This window comes from Heterorhizobium halophytocola, assembly GCF_017873095.1.
Taxonomy (GTDB): domain Bacteria; phylum Pseudomonadota; class Alphaproteobacteria; order Rhizobiales; family Rhizobiaceae; genus Allorhizobium; species Allorhizobium halophytocola.
This window is the reverse complement of sequence record NZ_JAGGJU010000001.1, coordinates 442,602-462,574: the sequence shown is the minus strand read 5'-3', so window position 1 is coordinate 462,574 and position 19,973 is coordinate 442,602. Positions and strand designations below refer to the sequence as shown.

General features: G+C 64.3%; 17 protein-coding genes and 1 pseudogene. 15 read left to right on the top strand and 3 right to left on the bottom strand.

What is annotated here, in order from left to right; translation table 11 throughout:
• The first annotated feature begins 28 nt into the window (after window positions 1-28).
• From xylB to J2Z17_RS02190, 3 genes are all read left to right on the top strand, one after another.
• On the top strand, window positions 29-1,477 hold the full coding sequence (gene xylB / locus J2Z17_RS02200; protein ID WP_209941796.1) for a xylulokinase: 1,449 nt from the start codon (window positions 29-31) through the stop codon (window positions 1,475-1,477).
• A gap of 226 nt (window positions 1,478-1,703) precedes the next feature.
• Window positions 1,704-3,014, top strand: a complete 1,311-nt coding sequence (xylA, locus tag J2Z17_RS02195) for a xylose isomerase (RefSeq protein ID WP_209941794.1) — start codon at window positions 1,704-1,706, stop codon at window positions 3,012-3,014.
• A gap of 223 nt (window positions 3,015-3,237) precedes the next feature.
• A complete protein-coding gene (locus tag J2Z17_RS02190) occupies window positions 3,238-3,597 on the top strand; it encodes a DUF4174 domain-containing protein (RefSeq protein WP_209941792.1) in 360 nt (119 codons plus the stop codon).
• On the opposite strand, the gene J2Z17_RS02185 is transcribed toward J2Z17_RS02190, so the two are convergent.
• Window positions 3,598-4,512, bottom strand: coding sequence for a LysR family transcriptional regulator (locus J2Z17_RS02185; RefSeq protein ID WP_245223803.1), 915 nt, complete (start codon window positions 4,510-4,512; stop codon window positions 3,598-3,600).
• Between the two features lie 118 nt (window positions 4,513-4,630).
• Here J2Z17_RS02185 and J2Z17_RS02180 point away from each other — a divergent pair, with 118 nt between their 5' ends.
• Together J2Z17_RS02180 and argC are read left to right on the top strand one after the other, a co-directional pair.
• Window positions 4,631-5,503: an aldo/keto reductase family oxidoreductase gene (locus J2Z17_RS02180; protein ID WP_209941790.1), complete on the top strand. Its 873-nt coding sequence runs from the start codon at window positions 4,631-4,633 to the stop codon at window positions 5,501-5,503.
• Window positions 5,504-5,768: 265 nt separating this feature from the next.
• Complete coding sequence (argC, locus tag J2Z17_RS02175; protein WP_209941788.1) at window positions 5,769-6,746, top strand: N-acetyl-gamma-glutamyl-phosphate reductase; 978 nt, start codon at window positions 5,769-5,771, stop codon at window positions 6,744-6,746.
• Between the two features lie 90 nt (window positions 6,747-6,836).
• Here argC and J2Z17_RS02170 read toward each other — a convergent pair whose 3' ends face one another.
• Window positions 6,837-7,856, bottom strand: a complete 1,020-nt coding sequence (locus tag J2Z17_RS02170) for a LacI family DNA-binding transcriptional regulator (protein WP_209941785.1) — start codon at window positions 7,854-7,856, stop codon at window positions 6,837-6,839.
• 246 nt (window positions 7,857-8,102) lie between these two features.
• On the opposite strand from J2Z17_RS02170, the gene J2Z17_RS02165 reads away from it, so the two are divergent.
• The 4 genes from J2Z17_RS02165 to J2Z17_RS02150 all read left to right on the top strand — a co-directional run bounded on the left by J2Z17_RS02165 (window position 8,103) and on the right by J2Z17_RS02150 (window position 13,129).
• On the top strand, window positions 8,103-9,632 hold the full coding sequence (locus J2Z17_RS02165) for a sugar ABC transporter ATP-binding protein (protein WP_209941783.1): 1,530 nt from the start codon (window positions 8,103-8,105) through the stop codon (window positions 9,630-9,632).
• Between the two features lie 106 nt (window positions 9,633-9,738).
• Window positions 9,739-10,746 (top strand): ABC transporter permease, encoded by a 1,008-nt coding sequence (locus J2Z17_RS02160; protein WP_209942203.1) that lies wholly within the window; start codon window positions 9,739-9,741, stop codon window positions 10,744-10,746.
• An 88-nt stretch (window positions 10,747-10,834) separates the two neighbouring features.
• Entirely contained in the window at window positions 10,835-11,764 is a 930-nt protein-coding gene (locus tag J2Z17_RS02155; RefSeq protein WP_377299950.1) for a substrate-binding domain-containing protein, read from the top strand.
• Window positions 11,765-12,076: 312 nt separating this feature from the next.
• Window positions 12,077-13,129, top strand: coding sequence for a sugar phosphate isomerase/epimerase family protein (locus tag J2Z17_RS02150; protein ID WP_209941781.1), 1,053 nt, complete (start codon window positions 12,077-12,079; stop codon window positions 13,127-13,129).
• A 137-nt stretch (window positions 13,130-13,266) separates the two neighbouring features.
• Here the strand turns inward: J2Z17_RS02150 and J2Z17_RS02145 are convergent, their stop codons facing one another.
• A complete protein-coding gene (locus tag J2Z17_RS02145) occupies window positions 13,267-13,899 on the bottom strand; it encodes a CatB-related O-acetyltransferase (protein ID WP_209941780.1) in 633 nt (210 codons plus the stop codon).
• Window positions 13,900-14,097: 198 nt separating this feature from the next.
• On the opposite strand from J2Z17_RS02145, the gene J2Z17_RS02140 reads away from it, so the two are divergent.
• From J2Z17_RS02140 to J2Z17_RS02115, 6 genes and pseudogenes are all read left to right on the top strand, one after another.
• Window positions 14,098-15,270: a Gfo/Idh/MocA family protein gene (locus tag J2Z17_RS02140; RefSeq protein WP_209941779.1), complete on the top strand. Its 1,173-nt coding sequence runs from the start codon at window positions 14,098-14,100 to the stop codon at window positions 15,268-15,270.
• 126 nt (window positions 15,271-15,396) lie between these two features.
• Window positions 15,397-15,846 (top strand): hypothetical protein, encoded by a 450-nt coding sequence (locus tag J2Z17_RS02135; protein WP_209941778.1) that lies wholly within the window; start codon window positions 15,397-15,399, stop codon window positions 15,844-15,846.
• Window positions 15,847-16,217: 371 nt separating this feature from the next.
• On the top strand, window positions 16,218-17,591 hold the full coding sequence (locus tag J2Z17_RS02130) for a GH1 family beta-glucosidase (RefSeq protein ID WP_209941777.1): 1,374 nt from the start codon (window positions 16,218-16,220) through the stop codon (window positions 17,589-17,591).
• Window positions 17,545-17,916, top strand: a pseudogene (locus J2Z17_RS02125) (DUF3088 family protein). Before J2Z17_RS02130 ends, J2Z17_RS02125 begins: the two are co-directional and overlap by 47 nt.
• Before the next feature lie 303 nt (window positions 17,917-18,219).
• Window positions 18,220-19,302 carry a methionine ABC transporter ATP-binding protein gene (locus J2Z17_RS02120; protein WP_377299927.1) on the top strand — a complete coding sequence of 361 codons (1,083 nt, stop codon included), beginning with the start codon at window positions 18,220-18,222 and terminating at the stop codon, window positions 19,300-19,302.
• Window positions 19,292-19,960: a methionine ABC transporter permease gene (locus J2Z17_RS02115; protein ID WP_209941776.1), complete on the top strand. Its 669-nt coding sequence runs from the start codon at window positions 19,292-19,294 to the stop codon at window positions 19,958-19,960. The genes J2Z17_RS02120 and J2Z17_RS02115 overlap by 11 nt, the downstream gene beginning before the upstream one ends.
• The last annotated feature ends 13 nt before the right edge of the window (window positions 19,961-19,973 follow it).

Genomic DNA, 19,973 nt, shown 5'->3' with positions numbered 1-19,973 from the left:
GGGCATGCAAAGCATGAGGAGTTAGCGAATGTATCTCGGTTTGGATCTCGGCACATCCGGCGTAAAGGCGATGCTGATCGACGGCGACCAGAGGGTCGTCGGCGTCGGCCATGCGAGCCTTGACGTCAGCCGCCCGCATTCCGGCTGGTCCGAGCAGGACCCGGCCCACTGGGTGCGGGCGACGCGGGAAGCGGTGGCCAGCCTGAAGGACACGTTCGGCAAGGAACTGGCGGCGGTCAAGGGGATCGGGCTTTCCGGCCACATGCATGGCGCGACGCTGGTCGATGCCGACGACAAGGTGATCCGCCCCTGCATTCTGTGGAACGATACGCGCTCGTGGAAGGAAGCGGCAGAGCTTGACGCCGACCCGCGCTTCCGGGCAATCACCGGCAATATCGTCTTTCCCGGCTTCACCGCGCCGAAACTCGTCTGGGTCGAGCGCAACGAGCCGCAAGCGTTCGCGAAAGTGGCCAAGGTGCTGCTGCCGAAGGACTATCTGCGGCTCTGGCTGTCGGGCGAGCATCTGTCGGAAATGTCGGATTCGGCCGGAACCTCCTGGCTCGACACCGGCAAGCGCCAGTGGTCGAAGGATCTGCTGGATGCGACGCACCTCAGCGAAGATCAGATGCCGGGGCTGGTGGAAGGCACCGACGTGGCCGGCAAACTGCGCGCGGAACTTGCCGCCGAATGGGGCATGGGCGAGGACGTTGTGATTGCCGGCGGAGCCGGCGACAATGCCGCGTCCGCTTGCGGCATGGGCACGGTCGCCGAAGGCCAGGCCTTCGTCTCGCTCGGCACCTCGGGCGTGCTGTTTGCCGCCAATGGCTTCTATCTGCCGAAGCCCGAGAGCGCCGTGCATGCCTTCTGCCACGCGCTGCCTGCCACCTGGCACCAGATGGGCGTGATCCTGTCGGCGACCGACGCGCTTAATTGGCATGCTGGTGTCACGGCCATGTCGGCCGGCGATCTCGCCGGAGAACTCGGCGACGATCTGAAGGCGCCTGGTTCTGTCACCTTCCTGCCCTATCTGTCCGGCGAGCGCACACCGCATAACGACGCGCAGATCCGCGGCGCCTTTATCGGGCTCGGACACGAATCGAGCCGCGTAGTGCTGACCCAGGCGGTGATGGAGGGCGTGACCTTTGCCATCCGCGACAATCTCGAAGCGCTGAAATCGGCCGGAACCGCGATCGACCGCGTCACGGCGATCGGCGGCGGTTCGCGCTCGCGCTACTGGCTGGCCTCGATCGCAACCGCGCTCGGCATTCCCGTCGATATCCCCGCCGACGGCGATTTCGGCGCCGCCTTCGGTGCGGCCCGCCTCGGCCTGATCGCGGCAACAGGCGCCGATCCGGTGGCTGTCTGCTCGACGCCCGAGACCGCCGCAACCGTGGAGCCGGTCGCGGCACTGAAGGATGCCTATGAGGCGGCCTACCAGCGCTACCGGAAGGTCTATCCGGCGATCAGGGGGATTTGAGGCGCGAAGGCGTTTCAGCACCCCCCCTCTGCCTGCCGGCATCTCCCCCTCAAGGGGGGAGATCGCAGGAGGAACGCTCTGGGCTCATTCCAACGCCGAAGAGAAGGCGGGGGCAGGCGCCTTGCAAATCTCCCCCCTTGAGGGGGAGATGTCCGGCAGAACCGAGGGGGGGTAAGACCCTGTGTCGGTCGGACAATCTCATCATTTCAACAGGAGGAAACCTTTCATGAGCACAGGCTTTTTCGGCAATATCCAAAAGGTCCAATACGAAGGTCCGGACAGCACCAATCCGCTGGCCTATCGCTTCTACAATCCCGACGAGATGGTCATGGGCAAGCGGATGGAGGATCATCTGCGCTTTGCCGTCGCCTATTGGCATTCCTTCGCCTGGGAGGGCGGCGATCCCTTTGGCGGGCGCACCTTCGACCGGCCCTGGTATGACGGCGAGATGGACAAGGCCAAGCTGAAGGCCGATGTCGCCTTCGAGATGTTCCAGCTGCTGGGTGCGCCCTATTACTGCTTCCACGACGCCGATGTGCGCCCCGAGGGCAAGACCTTCGCCGAGAATACGAAGAACCTCGAGGAGATCGTCGACTACTTTTCGGGCAAGCAGGAAGAGACCGGCGTCAAGCTGCTCTGGGGCACGGCCAACCTGTTCTCCAACCGCCGCTTCATGTCGGGTGCCTCGACCAATCCGGATCCGGACGTGTTTGCCTATTCGGCCGCGACCATCAAGACCTGCATGGACGCGACGATGAAGCTCGGCGGCGAGAACTACGTGCTGTGGGGCGGCCGCGAGGGATACGAGACCCTGCTCAACACCGATCTCTCGCGCGAATTCGACCAGATGGCGCGGATGCTGACCATGGTCGTCGACTACAAGCACAAGATCGGCTTCAAGGGCCAGATCCTGGTCGAGCCGAAGCCGCAGGAGCCGACCAAGCACCAGTACGATTACGATGTTGCGACCGTCTACGGCTTCCTCAAGCGCTACGGCCTCGAGAACGAAGTGAAGATGAACATCGAGCAGGGCCATGCGATCCTGGCCGGGCACACCTTCGAGCACGAGCTGGCGCTCGCCGCGGCGCTCGGCATTTTCGGCTCGATCGACATGAACCGTAACGACTATCAGTCCGGCTGGGATACCGACCAGTTCCCCAACAACGTGCCGGAAATGACGCTTGCCTATTACCAGGTACTGAAGGCGGGCGGCTTCACCACCGGCGGTACCAATTTCGACGCCAAGCTGCGCCGCCAGTCGATCGATCCGGAAGACCTGCTGATCGGCCATATCGGCGGCATGGACTGCTGCGCGCGTGGCCTCAAGGCCGCCGCGAAGATGGTCGAGGACGGCGCCCTGCAGAAGCCGCTCGACGAGCGCTATGCCGGTTGGAACGTGCCGGAGGCCCAGAAGATGCTGCGCGGCGAATATTCGCTGTCGGAGATCGCCGAAAAGGTCGAGCGGGACAACATCAACCCTGAGCCGAAATCGGGCCGCCAGGAATATCTGGAGAACGTGGTCAACCGCTACGTCTGACCGCTGGCGGCCGATTACCCATGAACAGCCTTCTCCCCGCCTGCCGGGGAGAAGGCCTTTATGCCGTCCTGGCATTCGCACCGTAGCTTCACAGAGGCGTGAGAGCCCGAACCAAGGGTGCCGTCATTCGTTGCCACCTCTGAGACCGAGAGGGGAACCGCGGATGAAGACGCTACTCATCACCATCGCTGCCCTTTTCCTTTCCGTGAACGGAGCGTGGGCCATGGACAGTCTATCGAGATATACCTGGAAAAATCGGGTCCTCGTACTTTTTGCCAGGAGCGACGATCCGAAGCTCGTGCAGCAGATTGCCGAGCTGGAGACGCGAAAAGCGGCGCTGGCCGATCGCGACATGGTGGTGCTTGCGGTGGGCGACGGCAGGCTGCGCTCTCTGCACGGCGACGGCGCCGGCATCGATTGGCAAGCCCTGAAGGCGGAGGCCATGGTCGGCGGTGATGCCTTCGAAGCCGTGCTCGTCGGCAAGGATGGCGGCATCAAGCTCAGGAGCTTCGAGGTGGTCGCGGATGACGCGCTGTTCGATCTCGTCGACAGCATGCCGATGCGCCGCGCCGGAAAGCGCTGATCAGCGCTCGGCCGCATGTGCCTTGATGAAGTCGATGAAGGCGCGCAGCGGCGCGGGCTGCAGGCGGCGGCCTGGATAATACAGAAACGGGCCGGGAAAACCGAGCCACCAGGGCTGCAGCACCGGTTCCAGCGCGCCGCTGTCGAAATGCGGTTGCAGCCAGTCCTCGAACAGCGCCATGATGCCGCTGCCGGCCACCGCCGCGGCAATGCCGAGCTCGGAGCCGTCGCCGGCCTGGACCACCAGCTGCCCCTGCGGCTCGACGATGACCTCCTCGCCATCGCGTTCGAACTCCCAGGCCATGACCGAGCGCCCGGCAAAGCGGCTGCGGATGCAGTTATGGGACAGCAGGTCGCGCGGATGCTCCGGCCGGCCGTGTTTGTCGAGATAGGCCGGCGCGGCACCAAAGGCGAAGCGCTGGACGCGAGGCCCGATCGGCACCGCGATCATGTCCTGCGCCAGCCTCTCGTCATAGCGGATGCCGGCATCGTAGCCGGCGGCGATCACGTCGATCAGGCTCTCGTCGGTATCGACCTCGAGCCGGATATCGGGATAGGCCGCCAGGAAGCGCGGCACGATGGCCGGCAGCACCAGCCGGCTGGCGCTGGCCGGCACGTTCAGCCTCAGCGTGCCGGCCGCGCGGCCGCGAAAACTCATCACATGCTCCAGCGCCGCGTCGATCTCGCCGAAGGCAGGGCTCACGCGTTCCATCAGGCCGCGACCGGCCTCGGTCGGCACCACGGCGCGGGTGGTGCGGTTGAGCAGGCGCACGCCGAGCCGGGCCTCCAGCCGCCGTACCGCGTCGCTGAGCGCCGAGGAACTGCTGCTGCTGGTGCGCGCCGCCTCGCGGAAACCGCCGGCCCTCGCCACTGCGAGGAAGGCGCTGACATCGCTCATCTCCGGCCTGTCGCGCATCGATCCATCTCCCTCACCACTGTCCGAAAATCCGGACAGCCCGTGCGGATTATAGCCGGTTTTCGGGAGGCCGAAACCACCCTATGTTCAGTTCAGATCAAACAATGGAGAACAGATCATGGCCAATCTCGAAAAGACCGGCACCTTCGCCCTCGGCGACCTTAACGTAAAGCGTCTCGGCTATGGCGCCATGCAGCTGGCAGGTCCGGGTGTCTTCGGCCCGCCGAAGGATCGCGCGGAAGCGGTCGCCGTCCTGCGCGAGGCGGTCGAAAGCGGCGTCAACCACATCGACACCAGCGACTTCTACGGTCCGCATATCACCAACCAGATCATTAAGGAAGCACTGCATCCCTACAAGGACGATCTGGTGATCGTCACCAAGATCGGCGCGACACGCGGTGAGGACGCCTCCTGGAATCCGGCCTTCTCGAAGGAAGCGCTGACCAAGGCGGTGCATGACAACCTGACGAATCTCGGCCTCGACGCGCTCGACGTCGTCAACCTGCGCGCCATGTTCGACATCCATGGCCCGGCCGAGGGCTCGCTCGAGGAGCCGCTCACCGTGCTGGCAGACCTGCAGCGCCAGGGCCTGGTCAAGCATATCGGGCTGTCCAACGTGACCGCCAGGCAGGTCGCCGACGGGCGCAAGATCACCGATATCGTCTGCGTGCAGAACCAATATAACCTGGCGCATCGCGGCGACGACGCGCTGATCGACCAACTGGCGGCCGAAGGCACTGCTTATGTGCCGTTCTTCCCGCTCGGCGGCTTCTCTCCGCTGCAGTCCTCGACACTCTCGGCAGTTGCGGAGCGGCTCGGCCATACGCCGATGCAGGTGGCGCTTGCCTGGCTGCTGAAGCGGTCCGGCAATATCCTGCTGATCCCCGGCACGTCGTCGCGCGGGCATCTCCGGGAAAACCTCGCCGTTGCCGATATCGACCTTTCGGCGGATGTGATCGCCGAGCTCGACGGCATAGCCAAGGCGGCGTGAGGCACTTGATGGAAGTTTACATCTGAGGTCAGGGGCCGATGCAGACCAGTCGATCTAGGTGAGGAGGTACCGCCAGCAGGTTCGGTGATCGCGAAGATTGCAGATATCCGCGCTCCCTGAACGGAACGAGGCCGGATCTCTTGACATTATCGGCGGTCTGGGCAATTCGCATGCTGATAACCAACGCCGGTTGCGGGCTGAGCCACCTCGCCAATAGCGCGCGGTGGCTCACTGTCTGCGGGCGGATCAGCATTGGGGCACGATCATGAGCATGCGCGTCGGGATTGTCGGGATCAGCGGGTTTGGTGGCGGCGAGGCCATGCGCCTGATCGCAAACCATCCGCATTTCGACCTCGTCTACGCCGCGGGGGAGGGGAGTGCCGGCAGCCGTTTGTTGGACCGCTTCCCCGGGGTGCCGCAAAAGCTCGCCGGGCTGGTGATTGAGAAGTGGGATCCGGCAAGTCTTCCGAAGCTTGACGTGTTGTTTGCATCGTTGCCCACGGGTGCCTCTGCCGAAGCGCTTGCGCGTGTTTCCAAGGATATCAAGATTGTCGATATCGGCGGCGACCACCGCTATGCCGAAGGTTGGACCTACGGCTTGGCGGACATCTGGCCAGACCAAATCAAGGGCCAGGCCCGGATCGCCAATCCCGGTTGCTTTCCAGCTGCAACCCTTACCGCTCTGGCGCCACTGCTCGTCAACAACCTCATTGAACCCGGCAATATCGTGATTGACGCGAAGACCGGCGTTTCCGGTGCCGGGCGCGGCGGCGCAGACAGCAAGTTCGGCTACGCCGAGAGCAATGAGAACCTACAGCCCTACGGTTTGCTCAAGCATGTTCACATGCCTGAGATGGCCAAGACGATCGCGCGGCTTGGTGGTGCCAGTGTGGCTGGGTTAGTCTTTACGCCGCACCTTGTGCCGATGACCCGCGGCGTACTCGTTACCATCTATTGCCGCGGCAGCGCCACGACCGACCAGTGTCTGGACGCGGCGCGGCGCTTCTATTTCGAACGCGCATTCGTTCGCGTCACGGACAATCCGCCGCAGACCAAATGGGCCACGGGCTCGAATCTGGCATTCGTCAGCTATGCCGCTGATCCGGCACGTAATCTTGTGATCGCGATGGGCGTCGTCGACAATCTCGGGAAGGGGGCGGCTGGCCAAGCGTTGCAGAATGCGAACCTGATCTGCGGCCTCCCCGAAACCGCCGGCCTGGACGGCGCGCCTGTCTGGCCCTGAGGACTTCTGCCCCTGAGGTCGCTCGCTGGAAGCTGGCCGAGCTTGATATGATCGTATGGGAAATGAAAAGATATTTCGGCAGCCGTACATCTATTTCTTGCCCGGCGCCGTCACCGAGCCGCGCACGACGAGATCCGGCATGATCAGGATCTCCTTCGACTCGGCAAGACCGTTGCCGAGCTGCGCGATCAGCAGCGCCATCGCCTGGCGACCGATTGCCGAGCGGGGCTGGCGCACGGTCGTCAGTGCCGGGTTGAGAAAGGTCGCCTGCGGCACGTCGTCGAAGCCGATGACGGAGAAATCGCGCGGCAGATCGTAGCCGCGGGCCGACAGGCCGTTGATCACGCCAATTGCGGTTGCGTCGTTGACGCACATGAAGGCGGTCGGCAGCGTGTCGCGCATGAAGAGCTGCTCCAGCGCCAGCCGGCCGCTCTCGATCGTTCCGTCGCCGTCGATCACCATCCGGCTGCTGGCCGGAATGCGGGCCGCGTCCAAGGCAAGGTCGTAGCCCTTGCGCCTTCGGGTGTGGCCGAGACGGGTTTTCGCTTCACCGATGAAGGCGATGCGCTTGTGGCCGGATGCCAGCAGATATTCGGCGGCCTTGCGGGCGCCGGCCGTGTCGTCCACCCCGACATAGGAGGTGCGCGCGCCGAAGACCGGCTCGAAGACGGCGACGGATGGCGGCAGGCGGGCGGTCATCTCCTGATGGCCGAACGGTTCGTGGCCGGTAAACAGCACGAGGCCGGCCGCCTGGTTGGAATTCAGGAATTTCAGGTATTCGAGCCCACGCTCCGGGTCGTTCTGGGTATGGCCGATCAGGACGCCGTATCCGGCGGCGCGCGCCTCGTTCTCCAGCCCGATCAGGATCGAGGAGAAATTCGGGTCGCCGATATCGGGCGCCAGCACCAGGATCATGTTGGAGCGGCCCATGCGCAGCGAACGGGCCATCGCATTGGTGGTGTAGCCGGTGATCGCGATCGCCTGGTTGACCCGCTGGCGCGTCGATTTCGCCACCTTGTCGGGCGTGTGGATCGCCCGCGATACCGTCGCGATCGACACCTCGGCGAGGCGTGCAACATCTTCGATGGTGGCGGAGGGCTGGATCGACACGGCGGTGGTGGCCCCGCTTCCCTGATTGACGGTTTCTCGCCGGATGCCGTTGCGGCAGGGCGGTCATCCGCCATGCACGATCCGTCTTCCGGGCCGGTCGGACTGTAGGGCGTGATCGGTCGGAGCGATAGCCGGACACCCCTTGGAAATCCCCAGCTTTCATCAAGATGTAAACCTTTACATACCTGGTGTAAAGGTTTACATAGTGGCGGACAGGCGGTTGAGGAGCTGCTTGAGGGAGGGATCATGACAGTGACCGGGGAACCGGCGCAAGCCCCCGTGCTTGTGGCCGAGCGGATTTCCAAGAGCTTCAGCGACGTGCAGGTGCTGTTCAGCGTCGATTTCGACGTTCGTCCGGGCGAAGTGCATGCACTGGTCGGCGAAAACGGTGCCGGCAAGTCGACCCTGGTCAAGATTCTCTCCGGTTTCGAAGCGCCGACCGCCGGCCGCATCCTGTTTAACGGCAGGCCGATCCATCTGCCGGCCAACAGTGCCGCGGAGGCGCTCGGCATCATCCTCATCCACCAGGAATTCAATCTGGCCGACCACCTGACCGTGACCGAGAGCCTGTTTCTCGGCCGCGAGATCACCCGTTTCGGCCTGCTCGACCGCAAGGCAATGCGCGCCGAGACCCGCCGGGTGCTCGACGTGCTGGGCGCCAGGATCGACGAGAATGCACTGATTTCCTCGCTGCCGGTCGCCGACAAGCAGATGGTCGAGATCGCCAAGGCGATCAGCCGCGACGCGCGGGTGATCTTCATGGACGAGCCGACGGCGGTGCTGTCGCGCGAGGAAACCGACATCCTGTTCGACCAGGTGCGCAAGCTGCGCGCCACGGGCACGAGCTTCGTCTTCGTCAGCCACAAGCTCGACGAGATCATGGAACTGTCGGACCGCGTCACCGTGCTGCGCGACGGGCAATGGATCAAGACGGCGCCGACCGAGATGCTGGATGCCGAGGCGATCGCCCAGCTGATGGTCGGGCGGGAACTGTCCAGTCTCTATCCGGCCAAGCACGAGCCCGATGTCGACGAGGCCGTGGTGCTGTCGGTCGCCGGATTGTCGACCGGCTATGTCAAGGATGTCAGCTTCGACCTGAGGAAGGGCGAGGTACTCGGCTTTTCCGGCCTGATCGGCTCCGGGCGCACCGAACTGATGGAGGCGATCGCAGGCCTTGTCGGTCGCTCTTCCGGCACCGTGATGGCGAATGGCGCCGCGATAGCCTCCGGCGACTTCACCGCCGCGACGAAGGCGGGGCTGGCGTATCTCACCAAGGACCGCAAGGGCCGCGGCTTGCTGCTCGGCGAGGGCATGACGCCGAACCTGACGCTGCAGTCGATCGACCGTCACGTGCGGCACGGCTATCTCGATCCGAAAAGCGAGGCGATGGCCATGGCGCGCGCCAAGCGTCGGTTCGATATCCGCGTGCGCGATGATCGCGTGCGGGTCGGCCGCATGTCGGGCGGCAACCAGCAGAAGCTGCTGCTCGCCAAGGTGATGGAAACCGAACCTCAGATCATCATCATCGACGAGCCGACCCGCGGCATCGATGTCGGCACCAAGCAGCAGATCTATCATTTCATTGCCGCACTCGCCCGCGAAGGCCGGTCGATCATCGTCATCTCGTCGGAGATGCCGGAGGTGATCGGGCTTGCCACCCGGGTGGCGGTGATGCGCGAGGGGCATCTGGTCGGCATGCTGGAAGGCGAGGAGATCTCCGAACAGGTGATCATGCGCTATGCGGCGGGCCTCAAGCGGCAGCAGATGGCAGGCTGACCCATTCGGGTCGGGCGGCGGACAGAACGACAAAGAGCCGGCGGACTTGAATCCGGCGGGCAGGGATGTGGGCAAGGACAGTCGGCAGATGAGCATAAATGGCAGCATGAACAGCGAGACCGAACCGCAGGAGAGGACGCGGGGACGAAACTGGCGCGACGTCGACCTGCGCATGGTCGCCCCCTTCGCCGCCCTGATCCTGCTGCTGATCGTCGGCGCGCTGGTCAATCCGAATTTCATCGGCCTCACCAATCTTGCCAATGTCGCGACCCGCTCGGCCTTCATCGCCATCATCGCGGTCGGCGCGACCTTTGTCATCTCGTCGGGCGATCTCGACCTCTCGGTCGGCTCGATGGTCGCTTTCGTCGCCAGCCTGATGATCCTGTTCATGAATTCCGGGGTGATCACCGATCCGGCGCTGATGCTGGTCGCCGCCATGCTGCTGGCGCTGGTGATCGGGGCTGCCTGCGGATTGCTGAACGGGCTGATTACCACCGTCGGCAAGATCGAGCCCTTCATCGCCACGCTCGGCACCATGGGCATCTATCGCGGCCTGACCACCTGGCTCAGCCAGGGCGGCGCGATCACGCTCCGGTCGTCCGAACTGCAGTCGCTCTACCGGCCTGCCTATTTCGGCACGGTGTTCGGCGTGCCTGTGCCGATCCTGGTGATCCTGGCGGTCACCGCCGTCGCCTCCGTCATTCTCTACCGGACCCGCTACGGCCGGCATGTGACGGCGGTCGGCTCCAACCGCGAGGTGGCCCGCTATTCCGGCGTGCGTGTCGACGTGGTGCGCACGGTCGCCTTCGTCATCCAGGGGCTCTGCGTCGCGATCGCGGTGCTGCTTTACGTGCCGCGGCTCGGCTCGACGTCTGCCACCACCGGCATGCTGTGGGAACTGCAGGCGATCACCGCAGTCGTCGTCGGCGGCACGGCGCTGAAGGGCGGGGCGGGCCGCGTCTGGGGCACGATCTGCGGTGCCTTCATTCTCGAACTGGTCGGCAACATCATGCTGCTGTCCAACTTCATCAGCGAATATCTGATCGGCGCCATCCAGGGCTCGATCATCATCATCGCGATGCTCGTCCAGCGCTCGCTGGCGCGCAAATCGTGACCGGCCGGTCTTAGGGGAGGGGTCCCCGGCCAATTGCACATGCGACCCCGCACGACTTGGGAGGAGAACTGACATGCTGAAGACCTTGATGGGGGCGGCGCTGGCCGCGACCATGCTGGCGGGCCACGCGCTCGCCGCCGATGCCAAGACGATCGGGGTTTCGATCCCGGCCGCCGACCACGGCTGGACCGCCGGCGTCGTCTACCACGCCAACCGCGTCGCCGATCTGCTGATGAAGGAGCATCCGGACCTGAAGGTGATCGTCAAGACCTCGCCGGACCCGGCGACCCAGGCGAACGCGCTGCAGGATCTCGAGGTGCAGGGGATCGACGCGCTGGTGATCCTGCCGACCGATCCGGATCCGCTGGTCAACGCGATGAAGGAGATCAAGAGCAAGGGGACATTCGTCTCGATCGTCGACCGGGCGCCGTCCACCAATGACGACAGCGTGCGCGACCTCTATGTCGCGGGCAACAATCCCGCACTCGGCGAAGTCGCCGGCAAATACATCGCCGAGAACACGCCGGACGCCAAGGTGGTGGTCATCCGCGGCCTGCCGATTCCGATCGACCAGCAGCGCCAGGACGGTTTCGACAAGGGCATCGAAGGCTCCAAGGTCGAAATCCTCGACCGGCAGTTCGGCAACTGGAACCGTGACGACGCCTTCAAGGTGATGCAGGACTATCTGACGAAATACCAGAAGATCGACGTGGTCTGGTGCCAGGACGACGACATGGCCGTCGGCGTGCTGCAGGCGATCGAGCAGGCCGGGCGCTCCGACATCCAGTATGTGGTGGCCGGTGCGGGCTCCAAGGACATGATCAAGAAGGTCATGGACGGCGACAAGATGATTCCGGTCGACGTGCTCTACCCGCCGTCGATGGTCGGTACCGCGATGGAGCTGACGGCAGCCGCCCTCTACGACCAGGTTCCGGTCAAGGGCACCTATACGCTGGATGCCACGCTGGTGACCAAGGAGAATGCCGAGAACTACTACTTCCCGGATTCGCCCTTCTGAGGACTGCAAGTCTGAAGGCACTCGGGTCGGACCCGGGTGCCTTCAACGTCTCGCAGGCATTCCGGGTTCGACCTTTGGCTCCACGCGTCGTCGTCATGGTCGGGCCTGACCCGACCAGCCATGTCGGGGCGGGGCGACCGGCCTCAGGCCCGCGATAGACCCTGCGCTGAGAGCAATCTCCGTAAACGTTCACGTTCGGGTCGATTTTGCGTTGCCGGATCGGTCGAAGGCCGATAGCCTTGCTCCAATTGCGGTACGTACCGCAAAACACTAGCTGGCCGCGAGGACGGTCAGGCCAAGGGAGGAAACATCATGAAGACGATCAAGGGGCCCGCCATTTTTCTCGGGCAGTTTGCCGGCGATGCGGCGCCGTTCGACAGCTGGGACGGGATCACCAAATGGGCGGCCGAAAAGGGCTATGAGGGCGTGCAGGTGCCGACCTGGGCAAGCCAGCTGATCGACCTGAAGAAGGCCGCCGAATCGAAGGATTACTGTGACGAATTCGCCGGCAAGGCGCGGGAGAACGGCGTCGAGGTGACGGAGCTCTCCACCCACCTGCAGGGGCAGCTGGTCGCCGTGCACCCCGCTTATGATGAGGCCTTCGACGGCTTTGCCGTGCCGGAAGTGCGCGGCAATCCGAAGGCGCGGCAGGCCTGGGCGGTCGAGCAGGTGAAGCTCGCGCTGAAGGCGTCCAACAATCTCGGCATCGGCGCGATGGCGAGCTTTTCCGGCGCGCTTGCATGGCCGTTCATGTATCCCTGGCCGCAGCGGCCGGCGGGCCTGGTCGAGACGGCCTTCGACGAGCTTGCCAAGCGCTGGCGGCCGATCCTCGACTATGCAGACGAGCAGGGCGTCGACATCTGCTACGAAATCCATCCGGGCGAGGACCTGCATGACGGGGTGACCTACGAGATGTTCCTCGAGCGGGTGGGCAACCATGCCCGCGCCAACATGCTCTACGATCCCTCGCACTACGTGCTGCAATGCCTCGATTATCTCGACAATATCGACATCTACAAGGACCGGATCCGGATGTTCCACGTCAAGGATGCGGAGTTCAATCCGACCGGTCGCCAGGGTGTCTATGGCGGCTACCAGGGCTGGGTCGACCGGGCCGGGCGCTTCCGGTCGCTCGGCGACGGCCAAGTCGATTTCGGCGCGGTCTTCTCCAAGATGGCGGCCAATGATTTCGACGGCTGGGCCGTGGTCGAATGGGAATGCGCGCTGAAGCATCCCGAGGACGGCGCGCGCGAGGGGGCCGACTTCGTCCGCCACCATATCATCCGTGTGACCGAGCGCGCCTTCGACGACTTCGCCGGCAGTGGCACCGACGAGGCGGCGAACCGGCGGATGCTGGGGCTTTGAGGTTCTGATTTAGCCTATCGATAGGTTCTGTGGATCTGGCTTACCCCCCTCTGCCCGGCAGGGCAGAGGGGGGTAGCCTCGGGAGGAATGCCATGCACCTTTGTGTCGCGTCCGCAGACGGGAAAACGGCAATGCGCCTAGACTCGTCTCAACGCCACGATATCGCCCCGCTCCAGCGCCCCGAGATTGGCTTCGATCACCTCGACCGGCCAGTCCCACCAGGCGATGGCGAGGAGGTCGGCGATCTGATCCTCGGTAAACCGCATGCGGATCAGGCGGGCCGGATTGCCGCCGACCACCGCATAGGGCGGCACGTCACGGGCAACCACCGCGCGGGCGGCGATGATGGCGCCGTGGCCGATGGTGACGCCGGGCATGACGACCGCCTCATGGCCGAGCCAGACATCGTGTCCGAGAACCGTGTCGCGGATCGGCAGGTCGTTATAGCCGAACGTCTCCAGCCGGAAGATGCGGAACGGGTAGGTGGTGGCGCCGCCCATCGGGTGATTGGCAGAGGACGTGATGAAATAGCCGCCGCGGGCAATCTGGGCGAATTTTCCGATCACCAGCTTCTCGCGGCAGCCGGGACCGAGATAGGGTGCGAGGATTTGGGCCGTGTCTTCCACGGGGCCGGAATGAGTGAAATAGCTGAAGTCGCCGATCTCCATCCGGGGGTGGTCGATCGCACGGTTCAGATGCACGGTGTCGCGGTAGACGGTGCCGTCGGGGAGAGTGATGGGATAGAGGGCGGAGGGATCTAGCAAAGGCATGACAGAAGACCTTTCATGAATTCGACGGATCGCGCGCACAAGATGGCGCGGATGAAATCACGGGGACCTCGAAAAGAGGCAGGTCTAATTGTTCACTGTCAGGGCATCCTTCCGTTCGATTGCGCGCCAGCATAGGCGCGGAAAGCGGCGGGATCCAGATGACACATCGAAATTGCTGAAGACGGAGGATTTGAGACGATGACGATAGAAGGAAAGAACGAGGGCGCGCGGCCGCGCCGGATCAGGCTCGGCATGGTCGGCGGCGGGCAGGGCGCCTTCATCGGCGGCGTGCACCGCATGGCCTCGCGGATCGACGATCATTTCGAACTCGTGGCGGGCGCCTTGTCGTCCACCGCGGAGAAGTCGAAGGCTTCCGGCGCCGAGCTGGGGCTCGATCCCGACCGCTGCTATGGCTCCTTCGAAGAGATGGCGGAAAAGGAGGCGGCCCGCGAGGACGGGATAGAGGCAGTCTCGATCGTCACGCCGAACCATGTGCATTTTGCCGCCGCCAAGGCCTTTCTCGAGCGCGGCATCCATGTGATCTGCGACAAGCCGCTGACCTCCAATCTGGAAGATGCTAAACAGCTCCAACGCGTCGCCCATGGCGCGGACGCACTGTTCATCCTGACCCACAACTATACCGGCTATCCGATGATCCGCCAGGCGCGCGACATGGTGCTCGGCGGCGAGCTTGGTACGCTTCGCGTCGTGCAGGTGGAATATGCGCAGGACTGGCTGACGGAAGCCGCCGAACTGACGGGTGCCAAGCAGGCGGTCTGGCGCACCGACCCGGAAAAGTCAGGCGCCGGCGGGGCGACCGGCGATATCGGGACGCACGCCTACAATCTCGCAAGCTTCGTCTCCGGCCTGACGTTGAAGAGCCTGGCCGCCGATCTCGACAGCTTCGTCGAGGGGCGCCGTGTCGACGACAACGGCCATGTGATGATGCGCTTCGAGGGCGGCGCCAAGGGCATGCTCTGGTGCAGCCAGGTGGCCCCCGGCAACGAGAACGCGCTGAAGCTCAGGGTCTATGGCGCCAAGGGCGGCCTGGAATGGGAGCAGGAGAACCCGAACCACCTCTGGTTCACGCCGTTCGGCGAGCCGAAGCGGCTGATCACCCGCAACGGTGCCGGTGCCGGTCACGCTGCCGCCCGTGTCAGCCGCATTCCGGGCGGCCATCCGGAAGGCTATCTCGAGGCCTTCGCCACCATCTACACCGAGGCCGCCGCCGCGATCCGCGCACGGCAGAGCGACACGCCTGTTGACCCGGCCGTCACCTATCCGACCGTCGATGACGGCGTGAAGGGGGTGGCTTTCGTCGCGGCTTGCGTGGAGAGTTCGAAGAAGGACGGGGCCTGGGTGAGCGTCTGAGCTGTTCCGTCCAAGACCGTGAAGTGCGCCCGACCGCGCCATGGCTCTCCCGTGCCGCGGCCGGGCGGCCGTGGATGACAATCGTCAGAGAGGTGAGGCTTGATTGTCCTTTTCGATGGATCGCTGATGGCCGACTATCATCAGGTGGTCGTGGCCGATGCGGCGGCGGCGCCTGATTTCGCCGTCGCATGGGACGCGGCTGCGCTAGACGCGCGCATGGCGCTCGGCAAGGGCTGGATGGTGGTCGCCACCGAACGAGACATGCCCGTCCCCGTCCGCGTGACGCTCTATGAGCGCGACCCGGAAGGGATCGATGACCTGGTCGATCATGCGGTTCTCGGCCACCTGCTGACACATGGCGACGTCGTCATCGCCGGCCTCAACGATTATTGGCCGACAGCCACGCATCTCACCGTACCCGCCGGCTGGCTATGGGCCCGGTGGCTGTCGATTGGCCTGTCGAGCCTTAGCGCCGACGGACTGGAGGGCGATGATCGCTACGAGATGCAGTTCTGGCCTGCAACGAGCGAAGGGGGTGCTCAGCCGATGATTTTGAAAAATCGAGCGCCGGACTGAGATTTTGCTTGCCAGGCGTGAGCAAGGTCCTTGCTGGCCCCCGTTCTCATCTGCCGGGACGTAGGCGAAATCCCTGCTCGCAGATCCCCCACAAGAAGGGAGAGTTCAACGTGGTGGTGCGTCAGTAACCAGACTTCTCTGAAAGGAAATATATCGTTCGGCCATGAAGGGCCTGCGCATGCCTGGTCCGGCGCCTTCGCCGCGCTCACCGTTTCGATAGATCGGGTAGAATCCCTGCAACGTTACAGTTTTTCCGCGGCGGCCCTTCACGCTTCCCCAGGTTTGTCGTAGAGGGTTTGCACCGGGCTGCTATGCGGCTTGGGGTTGCAGTGATGCCGGAAGGCTCAAGAAAAGCACGTGGAGACTGTACCATGATCGATCCCAAAGAATTCGCAGACCGGTTTCCCGGCGACTTCACCTTCGGGGTCGCGACCGCGTCCTTCCAGATCGAAGGGGCGGCGAGGGAGGACGGGCGCAAGCCGTCGATCTGGGATGCCTTCTGCAACATGCCGGGACGTGTCTTCGAGGGGCATAACGGCGATGTCGCCTGCGATCACTACCACCGGCTCGATGATGATCTCGACCTGATCAAGGCGATGGGCGTTTCCGCCTACCGGTTCTCGATCGCCTGGCCGCGCATCATTCCCGACGGCACCGGCCGGATCAACGAGCCGGGACTCGATTTCTACGATCGCCTCGTCGACGGGCTGAAGGCGCGCGGCATCAAGGCGTTTGCCACCCTCTACCACTGGGACCTGCCGCTGACGCTGATGGGGGATGGCGGCTGGGCGGCGCGGTCGACCGCGCATGCCTTCCAGCGCTATACCCGCACGGTGATGGAGCGTCTCGGCGATCGTCTGGACGCGGTCGCCACCTTCAACGAGCCCTGGTGCTCGGTCTGGCTGTCCCATCTCTACGGCGTGCATGCGCCGGGCGAGCGCAGCATGGACGCGGCGCTGGCCGCCATGCATTACACCAATCTCGCCCATGGCCTTTCCGTCGAGGCGATTCGGGATGTGGCCCCGCAGGTGCCGGTCGGCATCGTGCTCAATGCGCATGAGACCCTGGCAGGCTCCGACAGCGCTGCCGACCAGGCCGCCGCCGAGCGCGCCCACCAGTTCCACAACGGCGCCTTCTTCGATCCGATCTTCAAGGGCGCGTACCCGGCCGAGTTTCTCTCGGCCCTCGGCGACCGGATGCCGAAGGTCGAGGACGGCGACCTGAAGGTGATCTCGCAGAAACTCGACTGGTGGGGGCTCAACTACTACACGCCGATGCGGGTCGCCGACGATCCGGCCGAGGGAGCCGAATTCCCGGCGGCCGTCGATGCGCCGCCGGTCGCGGACGTCAAGACCGATATCGGCTGGGAGGTCTATGCCCTGGCGCTGAAGTCGCTGGTGGAACGCCTCTATGCGCGCTACGAGCTGCCGGACTGCTACATCACCGAAAACGGCGCCTGCTACAATATGGGGCCGGGGGCGGATGGCGAGATCGACGACCAGCCGCGTCTCGACTACTACGCCGAGCATCTGGGCATGGTCGCCGACCTGATCTCCGAAGGCATCCCGATGCGCGGCTATTTCGCCTGGTCGCTGATGGACAATTTTGAATGGGCGGAAGGCTACAGGATGCGGTTCGGCCTCGTCTATGTCGATTACGAGACCCAGGAACGGACGATGAAGAAAAGCGGCAAATGGTATGGCGCGCTCGCCAGCGAATTTCCGCGGGGCAATCACGGTGGCTGAGCCGGCCATCCGCCGTGATATCCTGTTCCTGCTGGGACCCGGATTCGAAGATCCGGCCTATCCCGGCCAGCAATTTTATTGCTGACACAGTGCCCTGATGGAAGGCGTGCTGGCCCGTTTCCGGCTTTGGCCGCGCGGCTCGACGTCAGGCGGATCGCCTGGACCAGACCGCCTCCGGCAGTCCTCGCCGGTGCTGGTGCTTGCCGATGGCGCCATCTCGCCGCACCAGACCGGACCGTATGCCGGGCATGCTTTCCTTGCCGAAAAGGACGCGATCCTGGCGGCACTTTCCGAGCGTCACGGTTTTCCCATGCCGCCTCCCTGAGGTCTGCCGTCTTCACCGACATCCGGCAGGAATTTCCCCGATCCTCGAAAAAGCCGGAATGGCTTTGCTCGGTTTTGGCCAGCCAAGGTGCGATAAGTCTGCAGCGACAGGCGCATGGCTGGCCTGCGGCTCCGGGGTTTGAAAACAGGAAAGCAAAGATGGTAAAGCGGCGCCAAGCCCTTCGAATGTGTCGATCGCTCTAGTCGTCGGTCACCCCATCTTTGCCCGGTTGCACCGGGTTTTCCTCTGCGAGACTTTCATGATCATCCCTCTGACATCCCGTGCTACCGGCAGGAGCGCGCCATGACCAACATCACCGCATCCCCATCCGATGCCGCACAATCCATGGTCCGTTTCGACGGTGTATCCAAGGTATTCCCGGCCTCTTCCGGCCGCTCGGCCTTCATCGCGCTCGACGGTATCGACTATGCCGTGCCGAAGGGCGCGATCACCGGGATTATAGGTCGGTCGGGGGCCGGCAAGTCGACGCTGATCCGGCTGGTCAACGGGCTGGAGACGGCAAGTGCCGGCAAGGTCGTCGTCGACGGCGTCGATGTCGGCGGGCTGGATGCCGCGGGGCTGAGAGGCCTTCGCCGTCAGGTCGGAATGATCTTCCAGCACTTCAATCTTCTGTCGTCGCGTACCGTCTATGACAATGTCGCGCTGCCGCTGGAGATTGCAGGGGTCGATCGCCAGTCGATCGACAGGCGGGTAACGTCGCTGGTCGATCTCGTCGGGCTCTCGGACCGTGCCCGGCGCTATCCGGCGGAACTCTCCGGCGGGCAGAAACAGCGCGTCGGCATTGCCCGGGCGCTCGCCACCGAACCGAAGCTCCTGCTGTCGGACGAGGCGACCTCGGCGCTCGACCCGGAGACGACGCAGTCGATTCTCGAACTGTTGAAATCGATCAACCGCGATCTCGGCCTGACCGTTCTGCTGATCACCCACGAGATGGAGGTGGTCAAGACCATCGCCTCGCAGGTGGCGGTGATCGACAAGGGCAAGATCGTCGAGAGCGGCCGCACCTTCGACGTGTTTACCCGTCCGGTTCAGGAGACGACGAAGATCCTGCTGTCGGCCGCATCGGGCGTGAAGCTGCCGGACTGGATCTCTTCCGACCTGAAGCCCGCGCCGTCCGCCGGCGACCGCGCCTTCGTGCGGCTGATCTTCATGGGCGAGACGGCATTCAAGCCGCTGACGGCACAGCTGGCGGCGGCCATCGGCCCCGATCTCAACATCCTGGCGGGCGCGATCGACGAGATTGCCGGTGAGCCCTTCGGCTCGCTGGTGGTCGCCTATCCGGCCGAGCCGGACATGCTTTCGCGTGCCGAAGCCTTTTATGCCCGGACAGGCCTGACAACGGAGGTGCTCGGCTATGGCGCCTGACATGCTCATCCATCTTCTGACCAAGGCACTCTGGCAGACCGTCCAGATGGTCGTGGTCGCCGGTTTCATCGGCAGCGTCATCGGCCTGCCCATGGGCGTCTTTCTGGCGACCAGCGGCAAGGGCGAACTCTACGAGGCGCCGCTTATCAACCGGATCGTCGGGCTGATCGTCAATGCCACGCGCTCGACGCCCTTCATCATTCTTGTCGTTGCGATCATTCCCTTCACGCGGCTGGTAACCGGCACGTCGATCGGCACCTGGGCGGCCATCGTGCCGCTGACGATCGCCACCATTCCCTTCATCGCGCGCCTGATCGAAGCCTCGATCCGCGAGGTCGACACCGGGCTGATCGAGGCGGCGCGCGCCATGGGTGCCACGCCGTTCCAGATTGTCACCAAGGTCCTGCTCGCCGAGGCGCGGCCGGGCATCGTGCTCGGCCTGACCCTCACGCTGGTCAGCCTGATCGGCTACTCGGCCATGGTCGGGGCGGTCGGCGGCGGCGGGCTCGGCGATCTCGGCATCCGCTACGGCTATCAGCGCTTCATGCCGGAGGTGATGCTGGCCGTGGTCGTCGTGCTGATCGTGCTGGTGCAGCTGGTGCAGAGCGCCGGCGATGCGCTGGCCCGCCGCTTCGACAAGCGCAGCCGCCGCGACTGATCCGGCGCAACAT

Excerpts from the sequence above, each read along its gene's own strand:
- xylB (WP_209941796.1), top strand. The coding sequence starts at position 29 with ATGTATCTCGGTTTGGATCTCGGCACATCCGGCGTAAAGGCGATGCTG.
- xylA (WP_209941794.1), top strand. The coding sequence starts at position 1,704 with ATGAGCACAGGCTTTTTCGGCAATATCCAAAAGGTCCAATACGAAGGT.
- J2Z17_RS02190 (WP_209941792.1), top strand. The coding sequence starts at position 3,238 with ATGGACAGTCTATCGAGATATACCTGGAAAAATCGGGTCCTCGTACTT.
- J2Z17_RS02185 (WP_245223803.1), bottom strand. The coding sequence starts at position 4,512 with ATGCGCGACAGGCCGGAGATGAGCGATGTCAGCGCCTTCCTCGCAGTG.
- J2Z17_RS02180 (WP_209941790.1), top strand. The coding sequence starts at position 4,631 with ATGGCCAATCTCGAAAAGACCGGCACCTTCGCCCTCGGCGACCTTAAC.
- argC (WP_209941788.1), top strand. The coding sequence starts at position 5,769 with ATGAGCATGCGCGTCGGGATTGTCGGGATCAGCGGGTTTGGTGGCGGC.
- J2Z17_RS02165 (WP_209941783.1), top strand. The coding sequence starts at position 8,103 with ATGACAGTGACCGGGGAACCGGCGCAAGCCCCCGTGCTTGTGGCCGAG.
- J2Z17_RS02160 (WP_209942203.1), top strand. The coding sequence starts at position 9,739 with ATGAACAGCGAGACCGAACCGCAGGAGAGGACGCGGGGACGAAACTGG.
- J2Z17_RS02155 (WP_377299950.1), top strand. The coding sequence starts at position 10,835 with ATGGGGGCGGCGCTGGCCGCGACCATGCTGGCGGGCCACGCGCTCGCC.
- J2Z17_RS02150 (WP_209941781.1), top strand. The coding sequence starts at position 12,077 with ATGAAGACGATCAAGGGGCCCGCCATTTTTCTCGGGCAGTTTGCCGGC.
- J2Z17_RS02145 (WP_209941780.1), bottom strand. The coding sequence starts at position 13,899 with ATGCCTTTGCTAGATCCCTCCGCCCTCTATCCCATCACTCTCCCCGAC.
- J2Z17_RS02140 (WP_209941779.1), top strand. The coding sequence starts at position 14,098 with ATGACGATAGAAGGAAAGAACGAGGGCGCGCGGCCGCGCCGGATCAGG.
- J2Z17_RS02135 (WP_209941778.1), top strand. The coding sequence starts at position 15,397 with ATGGCCGACTATCATCAGGTGGTCGTGGCCGATGCGGCGGCGGCGCCT.
- J2Z17_RS02130 (WP_209941777.1), top strand. The coding sequence starts at position 16,218 with ATGATCGATCCCAAAGAATTCGCAGACCGGTTTCCCGGCGACTTCACC.
- J2Z17_RS02120 (WP_377299927.1), top strand. The coding sequence starts at position 18,220 with ATGACCAACATCACCGCATCCCCATCCGATGCCGCACAATCCATGGTC.
- J2Z17_RS02115 (WP_209941776.1), top strand. The coding sequence starts at position 19,292 with ATGGCGCCTGACATGCTCATCCATCTTCTGACCAAGGCACTCTGGCAG.